An 18,487-nucleotide genomic window follows, 5' to 3' on the forward strand; every position below is an offset into this window, starting at 1 on the left:
CGGTGTGGATCAGGAAGCTGCCGCGAGCTTCCGTACCCGGTCCGCGTCGCATGTACGCGGGCAGGTCACACAGGTGTCCTCGGGGCGCAGGGTGTAGAAGAGGCAGCAGCTCGCCCGGTCCCGGGTCGGCAGCGACCGGCCGTCGGGCCCGGTCAGCTCGCGGAAGCCCGCGGTGCCGACGTACGGCTTCGTCGTGCCGGGGAGCAGTAGCTCCAGCTCGGCCATGGCGCGGCGCTCCTCGCCCAGCAGGTGCGCGATGTACCAGAGGCCCTCGACGATCTCGTCCGTCGCCATCCCCCACAGGGCCCGCTTCCCGCGCCGCATGCGCGGCCCGAAGCCCTCCAGCACCGGACCGAGGTGCTCGGTCAGGGAGGCCAGGACCTCGGCCCGCAGCGCCGCCTCGTCCGCGACGACCCGGGCCCCGGGCAGCGCCGCCGCCGGGTCGTCCGGCAGGCAGGCGAATTCCCGGACCCGCACGGTCAGGTGTCCCAGTGCCCGCTGGAAGGCCACGTCCTCGACCGGGACGCGTGGCACCCTGCGCTGAAGGAACCACGGCACCGTCACCAGCAGGCAGGCGGGCCAGGCGTACCGGTGCAGACCGAAGCTCGCCACCACGTCCGGGCGGGCCTGCTGCCCGTAGTCGCGCAGCACCTGGGCGTTGTCCCAGGCGAGGAAGGCGTCCACGGCGTGGCCGCCGGCGGCCAGCTCCGCCGCGCCGACCCAGCCCGCTCCGGACGGGGCCACGGCGTCGCCGTCGAGCACGTCGGCCCGCAGACCGGGGAATACCTCGGTCAGGCGGGCGTACGCGGCGGTCACGGGGGACGTCGCGGTGCCGGTGAACGGCGGGGAGAGGGTCATGCAGGGGACCACCGAATCGGGATCGTTTGCAGGTAAGGCTAACCTTACCCGATGCCATCGATGTTTGAACCGCAGCCTCCTGCCTCTATCGTGCACAGGAGGTCCGGCGCACGCGAGTCGGCCCGCGGCAGGCGGAGGAGGTCCGGGTGGAGCAGGGCAGCGCGCGTGAGGGCGCACGTCCGGCGTATGCCCCCGGAGCGTTCCCGAGTGCTCCGGCGGAACACCGGATGCCGGAGTGCCGGGTGCCGGAACAGGCCCGGGGCGAGCACACCCACTGCGAGCCTCCCGCGCCGCGTGCCGTCCAGCGCCACTCCGTACGCGGCCAGATCCTGGACGCCCTGCGCGCCGCCCTCGTCGACGGCGAGCTGGTGCCCGGCCAGGTGTACTCCGCCCCCGCGCTCGGCGCCCGCTTCGGCGTCTCCGCGACGCCGGTGCGCGAGGCCATGCAGCGGCTGGCCGTCGAGGGAGCCGTCGAGGTCGTGCCGAACCGGGGGTTCCGGGTCAGCGAACGCGGCCCCCGCGAGCTCGCCGAACTGGCCGAGGTGCGGGCCCTGATCGAGGTCCCGGTGATGCTGAGCCTGGCCCGTACGGTCCCGGCGCACCGCTGGAGCGGCCTGCGCCCGCTGGCGGAGGCCACGGTCACGGCGGCGGCCGTCGGCGACCTCGCCGCCTACGCCGAGTCGGACCGGGCCTTCCACCGCGCGGTCCTCATGCTGTCCGGCAACGAGCAGCTCGTGACCGTCGCCGACGAACTGCACCGGCGCTCCCAGTGGCCGCTGGTGTCGGGCCCCGCCACCCGCCGGGCCGACCTGCTGGCCGACGCCTCCGAGCACACCGCACTCCTCGACGCCCTCGTCTCCCAGGACCTCACCGTCGTCCAGGCCCTGGTCCGCGAACACTTCGCCGGCGCCGACGGCTGACCCGGACGGTGCCCGCGGCCCCAGGAGGCCGCGGACGCCGCCGCCTCAGCTCGCCTCGGCCGTGCGCGGGGCCGGAGGGCCCAGATACGGGGCCAGCCAGGTGGGGACGCCGCCCAGGAGCCGGAACAGCCGGCCTGCCTCGGCGCGCAGCCGTCCCGCCTCGGGCTCCTCCTCCGCCTCCGCGAGGGAGATCAGCGCAGGGGCCGTACCGACCAGGAACCCCAGCTCCTCCCGGATCCGCAGCGACTCCGCGAAGCCGTGCCGGGCCTCGGCCAGCTCCCCCTCGCGCAGGGCGAGCGCCGCCAGATGCCGCCAGGTGGACGACAGCAGCAGCTCGTCGCCCCGGGCCACCGCTCCGGCGTGCGCCCGGCGGAACGCGGCCCGCGCCGACTGCGGCGACTCCGCGATGTTCTGCGCGATCAGCCCGCGCCGGAAGTCCAGCAGCGGCCGGGCCGGGGACGCGGGCGCCAGCAGCGCCGCCGACCGGCTGAGCGCCACGCTCGCCTCGTCGGCCCGGTCCCGTACCGCCAGGAGGGTCGAGGCGTACGCCAGATGGCCCCGCTCGGAGGCGGCGGACCCGCGCTCGTCGTCGCTGCGGGCGACGGCCTCCGCCGTGCGCAGGGCGTCCTCGGCGTCGGTCCAGCCCTGTCCGGTGTAGAGGCACCGCTCGGTCAGCAGCGCGGTGCGCTGGAGGGCGGCGGCCGGATCGGTGCTCGCGTCGGGCTCCAGCAGCGCGGCCGCGTCCGTCCAGCAGGCGCGTGAGCGCAGCCGCCATACCGCGGTCTGGAGCGGAGGATCGTCATCTGCTGTCGTTCCGGAACCAGACATGGCGGTATGCGCCACATTGCCCTCCCCGAGCGCGCCATTGTGCTGTTGGGTACGGCGCATCTCAGCACGGATTGGCACGCCGGGCCAAGAGGTCCGGGCAATGTCAGGTGAAAGATTTCACAATCGGCCGGAGCGGCACGGGGCCCTCCCGGGCCCCGTGCGCGGCCGGAAGATCAGCTCATGCGCAGGGCGAGGAAGAAGTCGAGCTTGTCCTCCAGGCGCGAAAGGTCACGCCCCGTCAACTGCTCGATCCGCCCGACGCGGTAGCGCAACGTGTTGACGTGCAGGTGCAGCCGGGCCGCGCAGCGGGTCCAGGACCCGTCGCAGTCCAGGAAGGCCTCCAGCGTCTCGATCAGCTCCGCCCGGTGGCGACGGTCGTAGTCGCGCAGCGGGTCCAGCAGCCGGGCGGTGAAGGCGCGCCGGACGTCGTCGGGGACGAACGGCAGCAGCAGCACGTGCGAGGCCAGCTCGTGGTGGCCGGCGGCGCAGACCCGCCCCGGACGGGCCGCGGCCACCCGGCGGGCGTGCCGGGCCTCCTCCAGGGCGCCGCGCAGTCCTTCGGCGGAGTGCACGGCCGCGCTGACACCCAGTGTCAGCCGGCCGTCGTCGGCGAGCCCCGCGGAGAGCGGCTCGCGCACGGAGGCGAGCAGCGCGTCGGCGTGCAGTCCCGGCTCCGCGTCGAGGGCCTCGGCGTCCTCGACGCCCGCCCGCGCCGCACCGCCCGAGGCGCCCTCCCCGGGCTCCTCGGCCACGGTGGTGGGCGCGGGCAGCGGAACCAGGGCGATGGCCTCCTCGCCCGTGTGCGCGACGGCGATCCGGTCGGCCGAGTCGGGGCCGCCGACCGCCGGGTCGACGAGGATCTCCTCCAGCAGCGCCTGGGCCACCGGGCCGCTCGCGATGTCGCCCGCGGCAGCGGGCTGGCCCCCGGCGCTCCAGTCGACCCGGGCCACCACGACCTGCCACTGCGGGGCCACGCCGAGGCCGGGCAGCAGGACCGGTGCGGCGACCCGCAGCCTGGCCGCGATCTCCGCCGGGGCGGCGCTCGCCTGGACCAGCTCCAGCACCTCCTGGGCGAGCCTGCGGCGTACCGTGCGGGCCGCGTCGCGGCGGTCGCGTTCGACCGCGATCAGCTGGGTGACGCCCTGGAGCAGATCGAGCCGGGCGGCGGGCCAGTCCGAGGCGTCGGCCTCGACCGCCAGCAGCCAGTCGGAGAGCACCGACTCCCGTACGTCGCGGGCGGCCGGCACCGCACCCCGGCCGGTGTTCCGGATCGGGAAGAGCGAATACGTCGTACCGGCGACCGCCGCCCGGTGCGGCCCCCGGCGGCCGGTGCGGGTCGCCGCCAGGTGGTGCCCGGCCAGCGCCGCGCCCAGCGGTCCGGGCAGCGGGGCGCCCGCCCCGGCGATCTGGCGGCCGGTGGGGGAGAGGACCCAGGCCCGCAGGTCCAGGTCGGAGGTGAGGAGGTCCAGGACGACCTCGGGCCCGCCGCCCGCCGGGCCGGACGTCATCAGCCGCCGGTGCCGGTCCACCACGGCCGCCAGATCGCCCGCCCGCTCGCCGGAGACCTGGCGGACGACGTACTCGGTGACTGTTGCGAAAGCAACGGTCTCATTCACGGCGAAGAGGGGGAGGCGGTGTTGCCGGCACGCCTCGACCAGATCGCCGGGGATGTCACCGAGCTCCGCCTCGCCCGCCGCGAGACCGGCCACCCCGGCGCCCGCCAGGATCCGGACGAACGGCTCCGAGTCCGCCGCGTCCCGGCGCCAGGCGAGGCCCGTGAGCACCAGCTCCCCGCCGGAGAGGTAGCGGCTGGGATCGCGCAGGTCGGTCGTCATGACGCCCCGGACCGAGCGGTCCAGCTCGTCCTCGCCGCCGAGCAGCCGCAGGCCCAGCGCGTCGGTCTCCAGCAGTGCGCGCAGCCGCATCTCGTCGCCGCCGATCTTTCCGTAGTGGGAGCAGGTGAAGTTCGTGAAGGAGCAGGTCACGGTGGAAGGGGGTGAAGGAGGTCGTCCGGTGGGGGAGCAGTGGGGGATACGGGTACCTGTTGATTGCGGCGAGGTTGCTGATTCCCGCCATTCGTTCGAATCTACAAGACGAGGGCGGACACCAGCCAACTCCTTCAGTGTTTCGGTGACTGCACCGGTAGGAGCGGGGCTTGTGTACTGGGCCACACACCACGTGAACACCATATGAACGAGCCAGTCGAGGCAGGCCGTCCCCGGCCCCGGCGAACGAACCGATTGAGAAGAAGAGAGCCACTCATGGACTTCCTTCGCCCCGCCAGCTGGGAGGAGGCGCTCGCCGCCAAGGCCGAGCACCCCACCGCTGTGCCCATCGCGGGCGGCACCGATGTGATGGTCGAGATCAACTTCGACCACCGGCGGCCCGAGTACCTCCTGGACCTGAACCGCATCGGTGAGCTGTCCGAGTGGGAGGTGGGCCAGGAGAACGTGCGGCTCGGCGCCTCCGTGCCGTACAGCAGCATCATGGAGCACCTGCGCGCGGAGCTGCCCGGCCTGGCGCTCGCCTCGCACACCGTCGCCTCCCCGCAGATCCGCAACCGCGGCGGCGTCGGCGGCAACCTCGGCACCACGTCCCCGGCCGGTGACGCCCACCCGGCCCTGCTCGCGGCCGACTGCGAGGTCGAGGCCGAATCCGTACGCGGCACACGGCTGATCCCCATCGACGCCTTCTACACAGGGGTCAAGCGCAACGCCCTGGAGCCGGACGAGCTGATCCGCGCCGTGCACATCAAGAAGGCCGACGGACCCCAGCAGTACTCCAAGGTCGGCACCCGCAACGCCATGGTCATCGCCGTCTGCGCGTTCGGTATCGCCCTGCACCCCGAGACCCGCACCGTGCGCACCGGCATCGGCTCCGCCGCCCCGACGCCCGTCCGGGCCAAGGCGGCCGAGGAATTCCTGAACGCCGCGCTCGACGAGGGCGGGTTCTGGGAGAACGGCAAGATCATCACTCCCGCGATCGCCAAGCAGTTCGCCGCCCTCGCGTCCGGCGCCTGCAACCCGATCGACGACGTGCGCGGCACGGCGAAGTACCGCAGGCACGCGGTCGGCATCATGGCCCGCCGCACGCTCGGCTGGACCTGGGAGCAGTACCGCGGCGCGGGCCGCACGCTGGAAGGAGCTGCGTAACCATGCGAGTCAATTTCACGGTCAACGGCCGTCAGCAGGAAGCCGACGACGTGTGGGAGGGCGAGTCCCTCCTGTACGTCCTGCGTGAGCGCATGGGCCTGCCCGGCTCCAAGAACGCCTGCGAGCAGGGCGAGTGCGGTTCCTGCACCGTCCGCCTCGACGGCGTCCCGGTCTGCGCGTGCCTCGTCGCCGCCGGCCAGGTCCAGGACCGCGAGGTCGTCACCGTCGAGGGCCTGGCCGACTACGCCAAGCACCGCGAGGACGCCCACCCGGGCGGTGGCTGCGCCTCCGGCGCCTGCGGCACCACCCTGGACGCCGCCAAGCGCTGGCAGTCCAAGCCCACCGACGGCCAGACCGGCGAGGCCGTCGAACTCGCCCCGATCCAGCAGGCGTTCATCGACGCCGGAGCCGTCCAGTGCGGCTTCTGCACCCCCGGCCTGCTGGTCGCCGCGGACGAGCTGCTGGAGAACACCCCCTCGCCGTCCGACCAGGACATCCGCGAGGCGCTCTCCGGCAACCTCTGCCGCTGCACCGGCTACGAGAAGATCCTCGACGCGGTCCGCCTCGCGGCCGCCCGCCAGGAAGAGGCGGTCCAGTCATGACGACACCCAAGGCCCGGACCGTACCGGCCGGCACCCCCACCAAGATCACCCAGGGTTCGCCCACCAAGGGCGGCATCGGCGAGTCCACGCTCCGCCCCGACGGCACCCTCAAGGTCACCGGAGAGTTCGCCTACTCCTCCGACATGTGGCACGAGGACATGCTGTGGGGCCAGACGCTGCGCTCCACCGTCGCGCACGCCGAGATCGTCTCCATCGACACCTCAGAGGCGCTCGCGACGTCCGGCGTCTACGCCGTGATGACCTACGACGACCTGCCCGCCGCGATGAAGAACTACGGCCTGGAGATCCAGGACACCCCGGTTCTCGCCAACGGCAAGGTCCGCCACCACGGTGAGCCGGTCGCCATCGTGGCCGCCGACCACCCGGAGACCGCGCGCCGCGCCGCCGCCAAGATCAAGATCGAGTACCGCGAGCTGCCCCTCGTCACCGACGAGGCCTCGGCGACCGCTCCCGACGCCGTGCTCGTGCACGAGGGCCGCGACGACCACCACATCGGCCACGTCCCGCACCCCAACATCGTGCACCGCCAGCCGATCATCCGCGGCGACGCCGACGAGGCCGCGAAGCGGGCCGACGTCATCGTCACCGGCGACTACACCTTCGGCATGCAGGACCAGGCCTTCCTCGGCCCCGAGTCCGGCCTCGCGGTGCCCTCCGAGGACGGCGGCGTCGAGCTGTACGTCGCCACCCAGTGGCTGCACTCGGACCTCGGCCAGATCGCCCCCGTCCTCGGCCTGCCCGAGGAGAAGGTCCGCATGACGCTCTCCGGCGTCGGCGGGGCCTTCGGCGGCCGCGAGGACATCTCCATGCAGATCCACGCCTGCCTGCTGGCGCTCCGCACCGGCAAGCCCGTGAAGATCGTCTACAACCGGTTCGAATCCTTCTTCGGACACGTCCACCGGCACCCGGCGAAGCTCCACTACGAGCACGGCGCCACCAAGGACGGCAAGCTCACACACATGAAGTGCCGCATCGTCCTGGACGGCGGGGCCTACGCCTCCGCCTCCCCGGCGGTCGTCGGCAACGCCTCCTCGCTCTCCGTCGGCCCGTACGTCATCGAGGACGTCGACATCGAGGCGATCGCGCTCTACACCAACAACCCGCCCTGTGGCGCGATGCGCGGCTTCGGCGCCGTCCAGGCGTGCTTCGCCTACGAGGCGCAGATGGACAAGCTCGCCGCGAAGCTGGACATGGACCCGGTGGAGTTCCGGCAGCTCAACGCCATGGAACAGGGCACCCTGCTGCCCACCGGACAGCCCTGCGACTCGCCGGCCCCGGTCGCCGAACTGCTGCGCCGGGTCAAGTCCCGGCCGCTGCCGCCCGAGCAGCAGTGGCTGGCGGCGGGCAGCGAGGGCACCTCCGTGGACGTTCGCGCGCTGCCCGGCGGGCTCTCCAACACCACCCACGGCGAAGGCGTCGTGCGAGGTGTCGGCTACGCGGTCGGCCTGAAGAACGTCGGCTTCTCCGAAGGCTTCGACGACTACTCCACCGCCCGCGTCCGGATGGAGGTCATCAACGGCGAGCCGGTCGCGACCGTGCACACCGCGATGGCCGAGGTCGGCCAGGGCGGCGTCACCGTCCACGCCCAGATCGCCCGCACCGAACTCGGCGTCAACCAGGTCACCATCCACCCCGCCGACACCCGCGTCGGCTCCGCCGGATCCACCTCCGCCTCCCGCCAGACGTACGTCACCGGCGGCGCGGTCAAGAACTCCTGCGAAGCCGTACGGGAGAAGGTCCTGGAGCTGGGCCGCACCAAGTTCGGCACCTACCACCCGGCCTGGGCCACCGCCGAACTCCTCCTGGAGGGCGGCAAGGTCGTCACCGACGGCGGCGAGGTGCTGGCCGATCTCGCCGACGTCCTGGAGGACGAGGCGATCGACATCGAGCTGGAGTGGCGCCACCGGCCCACCGAGGCGTTCGACCTGCGTACCGGACAGGGCAACGGCCACGTCCAGTACTCCTTCGCCGCGCACCGCGCGGTCGTGGAGGTCGACACCGAGTTGGGCCTGGTCAAGGTCATCGAACTGGCCTGCGCCCAGGACGTCGGCAAGGCGCTCAACCCGCTCTCCGTCCTCGGCCAGATCCAGGGCGGCACCCTCCAGGGCATGGGGGTCGCCGTGATGGAGGAGATCATCGTCGACCCCAGGACCGCGAAGGTGCGCAACCCGTCCTTCACGGACTACCTCCTGCCCACCATCCTCGACACGCCGACCATCCCCGTCGACGTGCTCGAACTCGCCGACGAGAACGCCCCGTACGGGCTTCGCGGCATCGGCGAGGCCCCCACCCTGTCGTCCACCCCGGCCGTCCTCGCGGCGATCCGGAACGCGACGGGCCTTGAGCTCAACAGGACGCCGGTGCGGCCCGAACACCTCACCAGCACCTGAGAGTCCGCCGGGCGACCTCCCACCGGTCGTCGCCCGGCAGCCCGCCCAGGGCCTGTCCTCACGTCTCCGCCTGCCGGGCGACGACAGGTCCTGGTGGCCCCCCGAACTCTCCGGGCGGTGCGCAACGCCGAGAACGTCACACTTTTCCGCACCCGCACCGCCCGGAGGACCCAAGTACCGCACCGCTCGCGGTTCTTCGCCGTGCCGAGGCACGGCATCGCCCCACGTGCCATCCGTGCCGCCGGCACATCCGTTCTGCCTCACAGTCCGTCCCGGCCGTCCCCGGGTCGTGCAGCCGACGCAGTCATCCCAAATCCCGCATTCAGGAATCTCCAAGCGGGTGCCCCTGTGAACCTTGGGAGTCAGGCATCATGACCCAGCAGTCAGTGGAACCGAAGACCAGTCCGGAAGGCGCGGGCCCCGGCTCGCGCGTCCCCGCCGGAAGATCATGGCTCGACCGGTACTTCCACATATCCGAACGAGGATCCACGGTCGCGCGCGAGCTGCGCGGCGGCGTCACGACCTTCATGGCCATGGCGTACATCCTCCTGCTCAACCCGCTGATCCTGGGCGGGGAGGACGTCAACGGCAACCTCCTCAGCCAGCCCGGCCTGATCACCGCGACCGCCTTCGCGGCGGCCGCGACGACCCTGCTCATGGGCTTCGTCGGAAAGGTGCCCCTGGCGCTCGCCGCCGGGCTCAGCGTCTCCGGCGTGCTCGCCTCGCAGGTCGCGCCCAACATGACCTGGCCGCAGGCCATGGGCATGTGTGTGATCTACGGTGTGGTGATCTGCCTCCTGGTGGTCACCGGCCTCCGTGAGATGATCATGAACGCGATCCCGCTCGCGCTCAAGCACGGCATCACCATGGGCATCGGGCTCTTCATCGCCCTCATCGGCCTCTACAAGGCCGGATTCGTCCACAAGGGCGCGGCGACCCCGGTCTCCCTCGGCCCGGCCGGTGAACTGGCCGGCTGGCCCGTCCTGATCTTCTGCGTGACGCTTCTGCTCATCTTCATGCTCCAGGCGCGCAACATCCCCGGCGCGATCCTCATCGGCATCGCCGTCGGCACCGTGGTCGCGATCGTCATCAACACGATCGTCGACATCGACCCCAAGTCGTGGAGCAGCGGCCCGCCGGAGCTGGAGGGCAGCGCGGTCTCCGCCCCCGACTTCTCGCTCTTCGGGAACGTCGAGTTCGGCGGCTGGGGAGACGTCGGTGTGATGACGGTCGGCATGATCGTCTTCACCCTGGTGCTGGCCGGCTTCTTCGACGCGATGGCCACCATCATCGGCGTCGGCACCGAGGCCAAGCTCGCCGACGACAAGGGCCGCATGCCGGGCCTGTCCAAGGCGCTGTTCATCGACGGCGCCGGCGGCGTCATCGGCGGTGTCGCCTCGGGCTCCGGCCAGACGGTCTTCGTGGAGTCGGCGACCGGCGTCGGCGAAGGGGCCCGGACCGGGCTCGCCTCGGCCGTCACCGGCCTCTTCTTCGCCGCCTGCCTCTTCTTCACCCCGCTCACCGCGATCGTGCCGACCGAGGTGGCCTCCGCCGCCCTCGTCGTCATCGGCGCGATGATGATGCAGAACGCCCGGCACGTGGACTGGAGCGACCGTTCCGTCGCCATCCCGGTCTTCCTCACCGTGGTCCTGATGCCCTTCACGTACACCATCACCACCGGTGTCGCCGCGGGCGTCATCGCGTACAGCGCCATCAAGCTCGCCCAGGGCCGGGCCCGCGAGGTCGGGGCCTTCATGTGGGGGCTGACGGTGATCTTCATCGTCTTCTTCGCCCTCAACCCGATCGAGAGCTGGCTGGGCGTCCACTGACGCCAGGGCCCCCTTCCCGCCTAAGGAGACACGCCATGCTGGACATCGCCGAAGAGCTGCACCGGTGGGTGTCGCAGGGACGCGAGTTCGCCGTCGCCACCGTCGTGGCGGTCGGCGGCAGCGCGCCCCGGCAGCCCGGAGCCGCCCTCGCGGTCGACCGCGACGGCACGGCCATCGGTTCGGTGTCCGGCGGCTGCGTGGAGGGGGCGGTGTACGAACTGTGCCAACAGGCTCTGGACGACGGGAAATCCGTCCGCGAGCGCTTCGGCTACAGCGACGAGGACGCCTTCGCGGTCGGACTGACCTGCGGCGGCGTCATCGACATCCTGGTGACACCGGTACGGACGGACGACCCCGCCCGCCCGGTGTTCGCCGCCGCGCTCGCGGCCGCCGCGGAGGGGACGGCGGCCGCGCTGGCGCGGGTCACGGACGGACCCGCGGAACTGCTCGGGCTCCCGCTCCTGGTCCGCGCCGACGGCAGCCACGAGGGCGGGCTCGGCGGCCACCCGGCGCTCGACCGGACCGCCGCCGCCGAGGCCCGCGCCCTGCTGGACGCGGGCCGCACCGGACCGCTCGCCGTCGGCGCGGAGGGCTCCCGCTGCGGCCGGCCCATCGAGCTGCTGGTCGAGTCCAGCGTCCCGCCGCCCCGCATGATCGTGTTCGGCGCCATCGACTTCGCCGCCGCGCTGGTCCGCGCCGGGAAGTTCCTCGGCTACCGGGTCACCGTCTGCGACGCCCGCCCGGTCTTCGCCACCGCGGCCCGCTTCCCCGAGGCCGACGAGATCGTCGTCGACTGGCCCCACCGCTATCTCGCCGGAACCGCGACCGACGCGCGTACGGTGCTCTGCGTCCTCACCCACGACGCCAAGTTCGACATCCCGCTGCTGGAGGCCGCCCTGCGCCTCCCGGTCGCCTACGTCGGCGCGATGGGCTCCCGCCGCACCCACCTGGACCGCAACGACCGGCTGCGCGCGGTCGGCCTCACCGACTGTGAACTGGCCCGGCTGCACTCGCCGATCGGCCTCGACCTCGGCGCCCGTACGCCGGAGGAGACGGCCCTGTCCATCGCCGCCGAGATCGTCGCGGTCCGGCGCGGCGGCACCGGCGTACCGCTCACCGGGGCCCACACCCCCATCCACCACGACAGCAGCGGACAGCCGCTCGCCTCGGTGGCCTGAAAGGACCGCCACCGCCCCGTCCACCCCGGGCGGGTTACCGCCACGGCGGTTTCCCGCCCGTCGGATACGCAGCGGTCGCCCCGGATTTACCGGTAGATCAGCTGCATGACTTCTTCCCCCTCCTCCGTTCCCGGCCGGGCGAGATCCGCTCGCCCAGGACGCAGAGCCCTGCTCCTGGCGACCTCGGCGGCCCTGCTCGGCGGCATGCTGGTCCCCTTCACGGGCACCGCCGCAGCCGCCCCCGCGCCCCGCGACGGGACCCCGCGCTCCGACGTACGCACCGAGAGCCACACCGTCACCCTGATCACGGGCGACGTCGTGCGCTACGCGGACGGCCCCGGCGACCGGGACACCGTCACCGTGGACCGCCCCGACGGCGCACACGGCGGCGTCCGCATCCAGCAGGCGGGCGAGGACGTGTACGTCCTGCCCGACGAGGCCACCACGCTGATCGCCTCCGGCGTCCTGGACCGGCGGCTGTTCAACGTCTCGGCCCTGGTGCGGATGGGATACGACGACGCGGGCACCGGCTCCGTCCCGCTCATCGCCACCTACCCGGCCGCGCGCGCCAAGGCCCTGCCCGCCGCCCCGCGCGGCGCGAAGAAGGTCCGCACCCTCGCATCCGTCAACGGGGCCGCGCTCACGGCCGACAAGGACGACGCGCGCACGTTCTGGAGCGCCGTCACCCGCGCGGACAAGGCCCGCTCGCTCGACGGCGGCATCGCGAAGCTCTGGCTGGACGGCCGCTCCGAGGCACTGCTGGCCGAGTCGGTGCCGCAGGTGAACGCCCCGCAGGCCTGGGCCGACGGCTTCGACGGCAAGGGCACCAAGGTCGCCGTCCTGGACACCGGCATCGACGCCGACCACCCGGACGTCAAGGACCGCCTCGTCGGCGCCCGCAGCTTCGTCCCGGGCGAGGAGGTCGACGACAAGAACGGCCACGGTACGCACGTCGCCTCCACCATCGCCGGATCCGGCGCCGCGTCCGAGGGCGCCAACAAGGGCGTCGCCCCGGCCGCCGGCCTGCTCGTCGGCAAGGTCCTCGGCGACGAGGGCTCCGGCGCGGACTCCGGGATCATCGAGGCCATGGAGTGGGCCAAGGCCGAAGGGGCCGACATCGTCTCCATGAGCCTCGGCTCCCCGGTGCCCGACGACGGTACCGACCCGATGTCCCAGGCGGTCGACTCCCTCTCGGCGGACGGCGGCCCGCTGTTCGTGATCGCCGCCGGCAACGCGTACGGCGCGGGCACCATCGGCTCGCCCGGTTCGGCGGAGAAGGCGCTCACCATCGCCGCCGTCGACAAGCAGGACCGTCGTGCGCCCTTCTCCTCGATGGGGCCGCTCGTCCGGTCCCACGGCCTGAAGCCCGACCTGTCGGCCCCCGGCGTCGGCATCGACGCCGCGGCCTCGCAGTCGATCCCCGGCGTCGAGGGCATGTACCAGTCGCTGTCCGGCACCTCCATGGCCACGCCCCATGTCGCGGGCGCGGCGGCGATCCTGAAGCAGCGTCACCCCGACTGGTCCGGTCAGCGCATCAAGGACGCGCTGATGACCTCGTCCAGGAAGCTCGACGCCTACACCCCGTACGAGCAGGGCACCGGCCGGCTCGACGTGAAGGCGGCCGTCGACACGACGATCGAGGCCACCGGATCGGTCCCCGTCGCCTCCTACGACTGGCCGCACAGCCCGTCCGACCCGGTCGCCGAGCGCACCATCACCTACCGCAACGCGGGTGACGCGGACGTCACGCTGGACCTGGCCACCGACACGGACGCGGCGGCGTACACCCTCTCGACCGACACGCTGACCGTCCCGGCCGGCGGTACCGCCGAGGCGGTCCTGTCCCTGGACCCGGCGAAGGCCGCCAACGACACCACCTTCTCCGGCCAGGTCGTCGCCACCGACGCGGCGGGCACGACGGTCGCGCACACCGGCTTCGCGTTCACCAAGGAGCGGGAGCTGCACGACCTGACGGTGAAGCTCCGCGACCGCTCGGGCAAGCCGATGGACGGCCTCGTCGTCCTCGCCGAACTGGGCGACACGGAGCTCGGTCTCGTCCAGGTCAGCGGCGGCGCGACGACCCTGCGCCTGCCGCCCGGCAACTACACCGCCTGGGCCACCGTGGACGTCGACGGCGACCGTCCCGACTCCAGGGCCGTCGCGTTCCTCGCGGCCCCCGAGACGATCCTGACCGGCTCCACCACCGTCACCCTCGACGCCTCCAAGGCGCGCAGGATCGACGTGCGCACCCCCAAGGAGACCGAGACCCGCCAGCTCCGCTACGACATGGCGCGCACCGCCTCGGACGGCACCGTCCAGCGCGACGCGTTCCAGATACCGCTGACGTACGACCAGTTGTGGGCGAGCCCCACCAAGAAGGTCACGCAGGGCAGCTTCAGCTTCCTGACCCGCTGGCGCCAGGGCGAGGAGCTGATCGACGTCGAGGCCGACGGCCGTGACGTGCCGGTCTTCGTCCAGGGCGGCGCGGCGGTGGCCGAGGACCGCAGGCAGAAGCTGAAGGCCGTGTACGCGGGCAAGGGCACGCCGGCGGACTACCGGGGGGTGAACGCGCGCGGCAGGGCGGTCGTCATCACCCGCAGTGCCGACGTCGCTCCAGCCGAACGTCTCGCGGCGGCGCTGGCGGCCGGGGCCGAGGCCCTCTTCGTCGTCAACGACGAGCGCGGCGTGGCGATGGAGAGCTACACCCCGTGGGGCGAGCAGACCACGATTCCCGTCGCCTCCGTCCGGACGTCCGCGGGCGAGAGCCTGATCAGGGCGGCGCAGCGCGGCAAGAAGATCCAGGTCGACCAGAAGAAGTTCGCGGACTACCTGTACGACCTGGTGGACCGCCACGACGGCACGATCCCGGACCGCTCGCTGACCTTCGCCCCCTCCACCCGTCAGCTCGCGAAGGTGGAGAACACCTTCTACGGCCACAAGAAGACGCTGGGCGGCGGCTACCGCTTCGACATCCCCGACTACGGGCCCGGCCTCGGCTTCGACGAGTACGAGCAGTTCCCGGACGTCCGCACCGAATGGGTCAACCCGCTGCCGGGCGACTCCTTCTGGTACGAGAACCACGCGGTCCTCGACGCGGAGCAGTCCGCCACGGCGCACGAGATGCGCAGCACCGACCTGGACTACCGGGCGGGCGAGGAGTACCGCGCCGAGTGGTTCGCCCCGGTGGTCCGCCCCCGTCTCGGCACCGGCTACTGGGGTCCGTTCCGCACGGTCCACAACGACTTCCAGTTCAACATCACCCCGTGGACGGACGCCGGTGCGGGCCACTCCGGCTCGATGCCCGAGAACGAGTACGACACCACCTCCTACGCCGTCCACCAGGGCGACAAGCTGCTGAAGAAGGGCGCGGGCAGGGCCGGATTCGTCTGGGACCTCTCCGCGGAGAAGCTCCCGTACCGCCTGGTCATCGACTCGCGGCGGGACGCGGACACCTGGAAGACGTCGACCCGCACCCACTCCGAGTGGGGCTTCGTCTCCGGCGCCCTGGAGCCGGGCGGTCCCCAGCAGGCCGACATCCCGATGCTCCAGCTGGACTACGCCGTCGACACCGACCTGGCGGGCGACGTCCGGGCCGGCCGCACCATGGAGATCGGCCTCTCCTCCACCACCCAGGAGTGGCTGCCGGGCGCGGTGAAGGCGGACAAGGCCTCGCTGTCGGTCAGTTACGACGACGGCAAGAACTGGTCGAAGGCGGACCTCCGCAAGAAGAGGACCGGCGAGTGGACCGCCACGTTCCGCACCCCGTCGAAGGGCGCGACGTCGGTCTCGCTCAAGGCGCACGCGGAGGGCCCCGGCGGACTCGTCGTGGACCAGGAGATCATCCGGGCCTTCGGCCTGAAGTGATCCGCTGACGTGGTCCCGCACCCCCCTCGGGGGGTGCGGGACCACGTGCGTCAGCCTCCGGCCGGCCCGGCGACGGATGTCCGTCCGAAACGGGCCGGCAGATGCCAGACCCGCTTCAGGTCCTGTGGGTCGTGCCGCCCGGACCGCACCGCGCCGCCGATGATCCGGGCGTCCAGGAACTTGGAGACGTACAGACCGTCCTCGCGCAGCCGTTCGAGGATCGGCCGTCCCGCCACCGCCCGGTCGGGGTGGAAGTTCAGGGTGACGCACACCCCGGCGTCCAGGGGCGCTCCGAAGGACAGCGAGGTGACATGCTCCAGGGCCCGCGTCCGGGAGGAGGTGACCGGGAGATCGACGTTCATCGTGACAGTGTGACCGGGCGGCTTCGCGGGAGCACGTGAATACCTGGCCCCGCCGGTGCGGTTGGATATGACCATGAGCGTTCACGACGTGGCCCGCAGGCTGCCGGGCATATCCGCCCTCACCGATCTCTGCCGTTCGCTGGCGATGCTCGACGCGATCCTGTGCCCCGAGTGGGCCGACCGCTGGCACGGCTTCGACGCGCGGTGGTCGCCGACGGAGGCGATGGCCTCGATGCGGGACGGGTCGGGCGGGGAGTACTCCGTGGTCTTCTCCGCCGACGGGGCGTACGCGCGGGGCTTCGACCACGAGTCGCCGATGAGCCCCTACGTGGAAGACGGTCCCTGGCCCGGGGTGCTCGACGAGGTGCCCGCCGTGTTCCGCCGCTACGTCGACGAGCCGTTGTTCACCGACGAGTCCGGCATGCCCGTCGTCACCGCCTGTCTCTGGCGCGCGAGCGACGACGACCGCTGGCGGGCCGGGGCCGTCGAGTTCCCGGAGGACGGCGAGGACTCCGACGGGGCCGACTGGCTCTTCCAGCTCCTCGTCACCGGCACCCCCGAGTCCTACCAGGAGTGGGCCGAGGACCATTTCGAGGTCCCCGTCGACCTCGAAGCCGTCACCCACGTCTATGCGCTGCGACCGCTGACCGACGAGGTGGTGGCGGCCCTGGCCCCCGAGCGGACCGCCGCCGAACTGGCCGCGGATGTCAAGGAGATCGGGTACCCGGTCGGCACGGGGGTGTAGGCCGCGCCCCGGCGCCCGGTGGCCCCGGGCGGGCTTCTCCTGCTCCGGAGAAGCCCGCCCGGGGCCCGCGCTCACTTGCCGCTCTGCAACGCCTTCCACGTGGCCGGGCCCACCTGGCCGTCGACCGAGAGCTTGCGGTTGGTCTGGTAGCCGCGCACCGCCGTCTCCGTGGCCGGGCCGAACGTTCCGTCCACGCCGACGGTGGTGCCGAGCGCCGCCGTCAGGGACCGCTGGAGCCGCTTCACCGCGTCGCCCGAACTGCCCCGCGACAGCGCCGGGGTCGTGCCCGCGGACAGCAGGGCCGTCCAGCTCTTCGGGCCGACCACCCCGTCGGCCTCCAGCGTGCGGGCCCGCTGGAACGCCTGCACCGCTCCGGTGGTGGTGGGCCCGAAGCTGCCGTCGGCCGCGCCCGCCTCGTAACCCTGGGCGTTGAGCAGTGTCTGTACGGCCTTGACCTGCGGGCCGGTGGAGCCGGACCGCTGGGTCGTGTACGTGGGGAACGTCAGCCCGTCGCCGCCGCTGCCCGGGTCGCCCTCGATCAGCTGCATGTAGTGGTTCCAGTCCCAGTTGGGGCCGGGGTCCGTGTGGTCGGCGCCGGGCGCCTCGCTGTGGCCGATGATGTGAGACCGGTTCTTCGGGATGCCGTACCGCGCCGCGAGGTGCTTGGTCAGAGCGGCGGAGGACCGGTACATCGCCTCCGTGTACCAGGCCGGGTTGTCGACGTAGCCCTCGTGCTCGATCCCGACGGACGAGGAGTTGGTGCTGCCGGCGTGCCAGGCGGTGTCCTTCTCCAGGACCGACTGGGTGACCTCACCGTCCGAGGAGCGGATCGTGTAGTGCGCGCTGACCTTCGAAGCCGGGTTCTGGTACCAGCTGATGGAACCGGCGTACGACCCCTGGGTGGTGTGGATGACCACCTTGTCGATGGCGGCCTTGCGGCCGACGACGAAGTTCCCGGAGTAGGCGGGCACCCAGCGCGCCGAGGGGTAGTCCGGGCTCTGGGCGTAGACGTCGGACGCCGACACCGCGGCCTTGTCCGGGTCGACCGGCCGGGAGGGCACGAGCACTTCCTCGCCGCCCTGTGCCGTGGCGGACACGCCCTCGGCGAGGAACGTGAAGACCGCGTCCGCGTAGAGCGCGGCGGCGGGCCCCTCGGCGGCGCTGTAGCGGGCCACCGCCGGATACCAGGAGTTCACGTCCCGGCGCTCGGCGGCGTCCAGGCCCAGCGCGTCGGCGTGGTCGCGCAGGACGGCCGCGCCGCCGAGGATGTTGGCCGTCGTGTCCCGGCGCAGCCGGGCCGCGCTCTCGCCGGTCAGTTCGGAGGCCTTCTCCAGGGAGCGGTTGGCCGGATTGCTCGCCAGATGCATCACGCCGTAGCCGTTCGCCTGGCTGGGCGTGCCCGCGTGGCCGTCGAGACGGCTCTCGCCGTAGCCGACGGCGGCCAGCAGGTCGCGCGGTACGCCGTACTCGTGCGCCGCTTCGGCGAACGCGCGGTTCATCGGGTCGGGCGTGTCCGCGTGCGGGGCGGCGGTCGCCGGGTGTCCGGTCGCGAGGAGGGCCGTGGCGGTGAGGGCCGCCACGGCACAGGCGCGGGCCCTGGTTCGGGCGGCGGTGCGTAGGGGCATGAGGGCTCCTGCTCAGTGGGGTGGGCGGAAGAGAAAAGCCCTCGGGCCCGGAGCGGGCCAGAGGGATGCCGAGCACGGCCAGGCTATCGATATGGAGTGGGCATGACAAAGAG

Annotated in this window: 13 protein-coding genes; 8 read left to right on the top strand and 5 right to left on the bottom strand. The window is 72.5% G+C overall.

Annotated features, from left to right (window positions below; all coding sequences use genetic code 11):
- Positions 1-9 precede the first annotated feature (9 nt).
- On the bottom strand, positions 10-858 hold the full coding sequence (locus OG245_RS31640; protein WP_371626755.1) for a (2Fe-2S)-binding protein: 849 nt from the start codon (positions 856-858) through the stop codon (positions 10-12).
- A 146-nt stretch (positions 859-1,004) separates the two neighbouring features.
- On the opposite strand from OG245_RS31640, the gene OG245_RS31645 reads away from it, so the two are divergent.
- Positions 1,005-1,778, top strand: a complete 774-nt coding sequence (locus tag OG245_RS31645) for a GntR family transcriptional regulator (protein ID WP_371626756.1) — start codon at positions 1,005-1,007, stop codon at positions 1,776-1,778.
- 45 nt (positions 1,779-1,823) lie between these two features.
- Here OG245_RS31645 and OG245_RS31650 read toward each other — a convergent pair whose 3' ends face one another.
- Together OG245_RS31650 and OG245_RS31655 are read right to left on the bottom strand one after the other, a co-directional pair.
- Positions 1,824-2,606 carry a hypothetical protein gene (locus OG245_RS31650; protein WP_371626757.1) on the bottom strand — a complete coding sequence of 261 codons (783 nt, stop codon included), beginning with the start codon at positions 2,604-2,606 and terminating at the stop codon, positions 1,824-1,826.
- A 173-nt stretch (positions 2,607-2,779) separates the two neighbouring features.
- Positions 2,780-4,531 (bottom strand): PucR family transcriptional regulator, encoded by a 1,752-nt coding sequence (locus tag OG245_RS31655; RefSeq protein WP_371628039.1) that lies wholly within the window; start codon positions 4,529-4,531, stop codon positions 2,780-2,782.
- Between the two features lie 336 nt (positions 4,532-4,867).
- Here OG245_RS31655 and OG245_RS31660 point away from each other — a divergent pair, with 336 nt between their 5' ends.
- From OG245_RS31660 to OG245_RS31685, 6 genes are all read left to right on the top strand, one after another.
- Positions 4,868-5,758 (top strand): xanthine dehydrogenase family protein subunit M, encoded by an 891-nt coding sequence (locus OG245_RS31660; RefSeq protein ID WP_371626758.1) that lies wholly within the window; start codon positions 4,868-4,870, stop codon positions 5,756-5,758.
- A 2-nt stretch (positions 5,759-5,760) separates the two neighbouring features.
- Positions 5,761-6,360, top strand: coding sequence for a (2Fe-2S)-binding protein (locus OG245_RS31665; RefSeq protein WP_371626759.1), 600 nt, complete (start codon positions 5,761-5,763; stop codon positions 6,358-6,360).
- Positions 6,357-8,771, top strand: a complete 2,415-nt coding sequence (locus tag OG245_RS31670; protein ID WP_371626760.1) for a xanthine dehydrogenase family protein molybdopterin-binding subunit — start codon at positions 6,357-6,359, stop codon at positions 8,769-8,771. The genes OG245_RS31665 and OG245_RS31670 overlap by 4 nt, the downstream gene beginning before the upstream one ends.
- A 371-nt stretch (positions 8,772-9,142) precedes the next feature.
- A complete protein-coding gene (locus OG245_RS31675; protein WP_371626761.1) occupies positions 9,143-10,600 on the top strand; it encodes an NCS2 family permease in 1,458 nt (485 codons plus the stop codon).
- Between the two features lie 35 nt (positions 10,601-10,635).
- Positions 10,636-11,778 carry an XdhC family protein gene (locus OG245_RS31680; protein ID WP_371626762.1) on the top strand — a complete coding sequence of 381 codons (1,143 nt, stop codon included), beginning with the start codon at positions 10,636-10,638 and terminating at the stop codon, positions 11,776-11,778.
- Positions 11,779-11,982: 204 nt separating this feature from the next.
- Positions 11,983-15,642: a S8 family serine peptidase gene (locus tag OG245_RS31685; protein WP_371628040.1), complete on the top strand. Its 3,660-nt coding sequence runs from the start codon at positions 11,983-11,985 to the stop codon at positions 15,640-15,642.
- 50 nt (positions 15,643-15,692) lie between these two features.
- Here OG245_RS31685 and OG245_RS31690 read toward each other — a convergent pair whose 3' ends face one another.
- Positions 15,693-16,004 (bottom strand): hypothetical protein, encoded by a 312-nt coding sequence (locus OG245_RS31690; RefSeq protein ID WP_371626763.1) that lies wholly within the window; start codon positions 16,002-16,004, stop codon positions 15,693-15,695.
- 73 nt (positions 16,005-16,077) lie between these two features.
- Here OG245_RS31690 and OG245_RS31695 point away from each other — a divergent pair, with 73 nt between their 5' ends.
- Complete coding sequence (locus OG245_RS31695; protein ID WP_371626764.1) at positions 16,078-16,749, top strand: hypothetical protein; 672 nt, start codon at positions 16,078-16,080, stop codon at positions 16,747-16,749.
- A gap of 71 nt (positions 16,750-16,820) precedes the next feature.
- On the opposite strand, the gene OG245_RS31700 is transcribed toward OG245_RS31695, so the two are convergent.
- On the bottom strand, positions 16,821-18,374 hold the full coding sequence (locus OG245_RS31700) for an N-acetylmuramoyl-L-alanine amidase (protein WP_371626765.1): 1,554 nt from the start codon (positions 18,372-18,374) through the stop codon (positions 16,821-16,823).
- Between the last annotated feature and the right edge of the window lie 113 nt (positions 18,375-18,487).

The organism is Streptomyces sp. NBC_01116 (assembly GCF_041435495.1).
GTDB lineage: Bacteria > Actinomycetota > Actinomycetes > Streptomycetales > Streptomycetaceae > Streptomyces.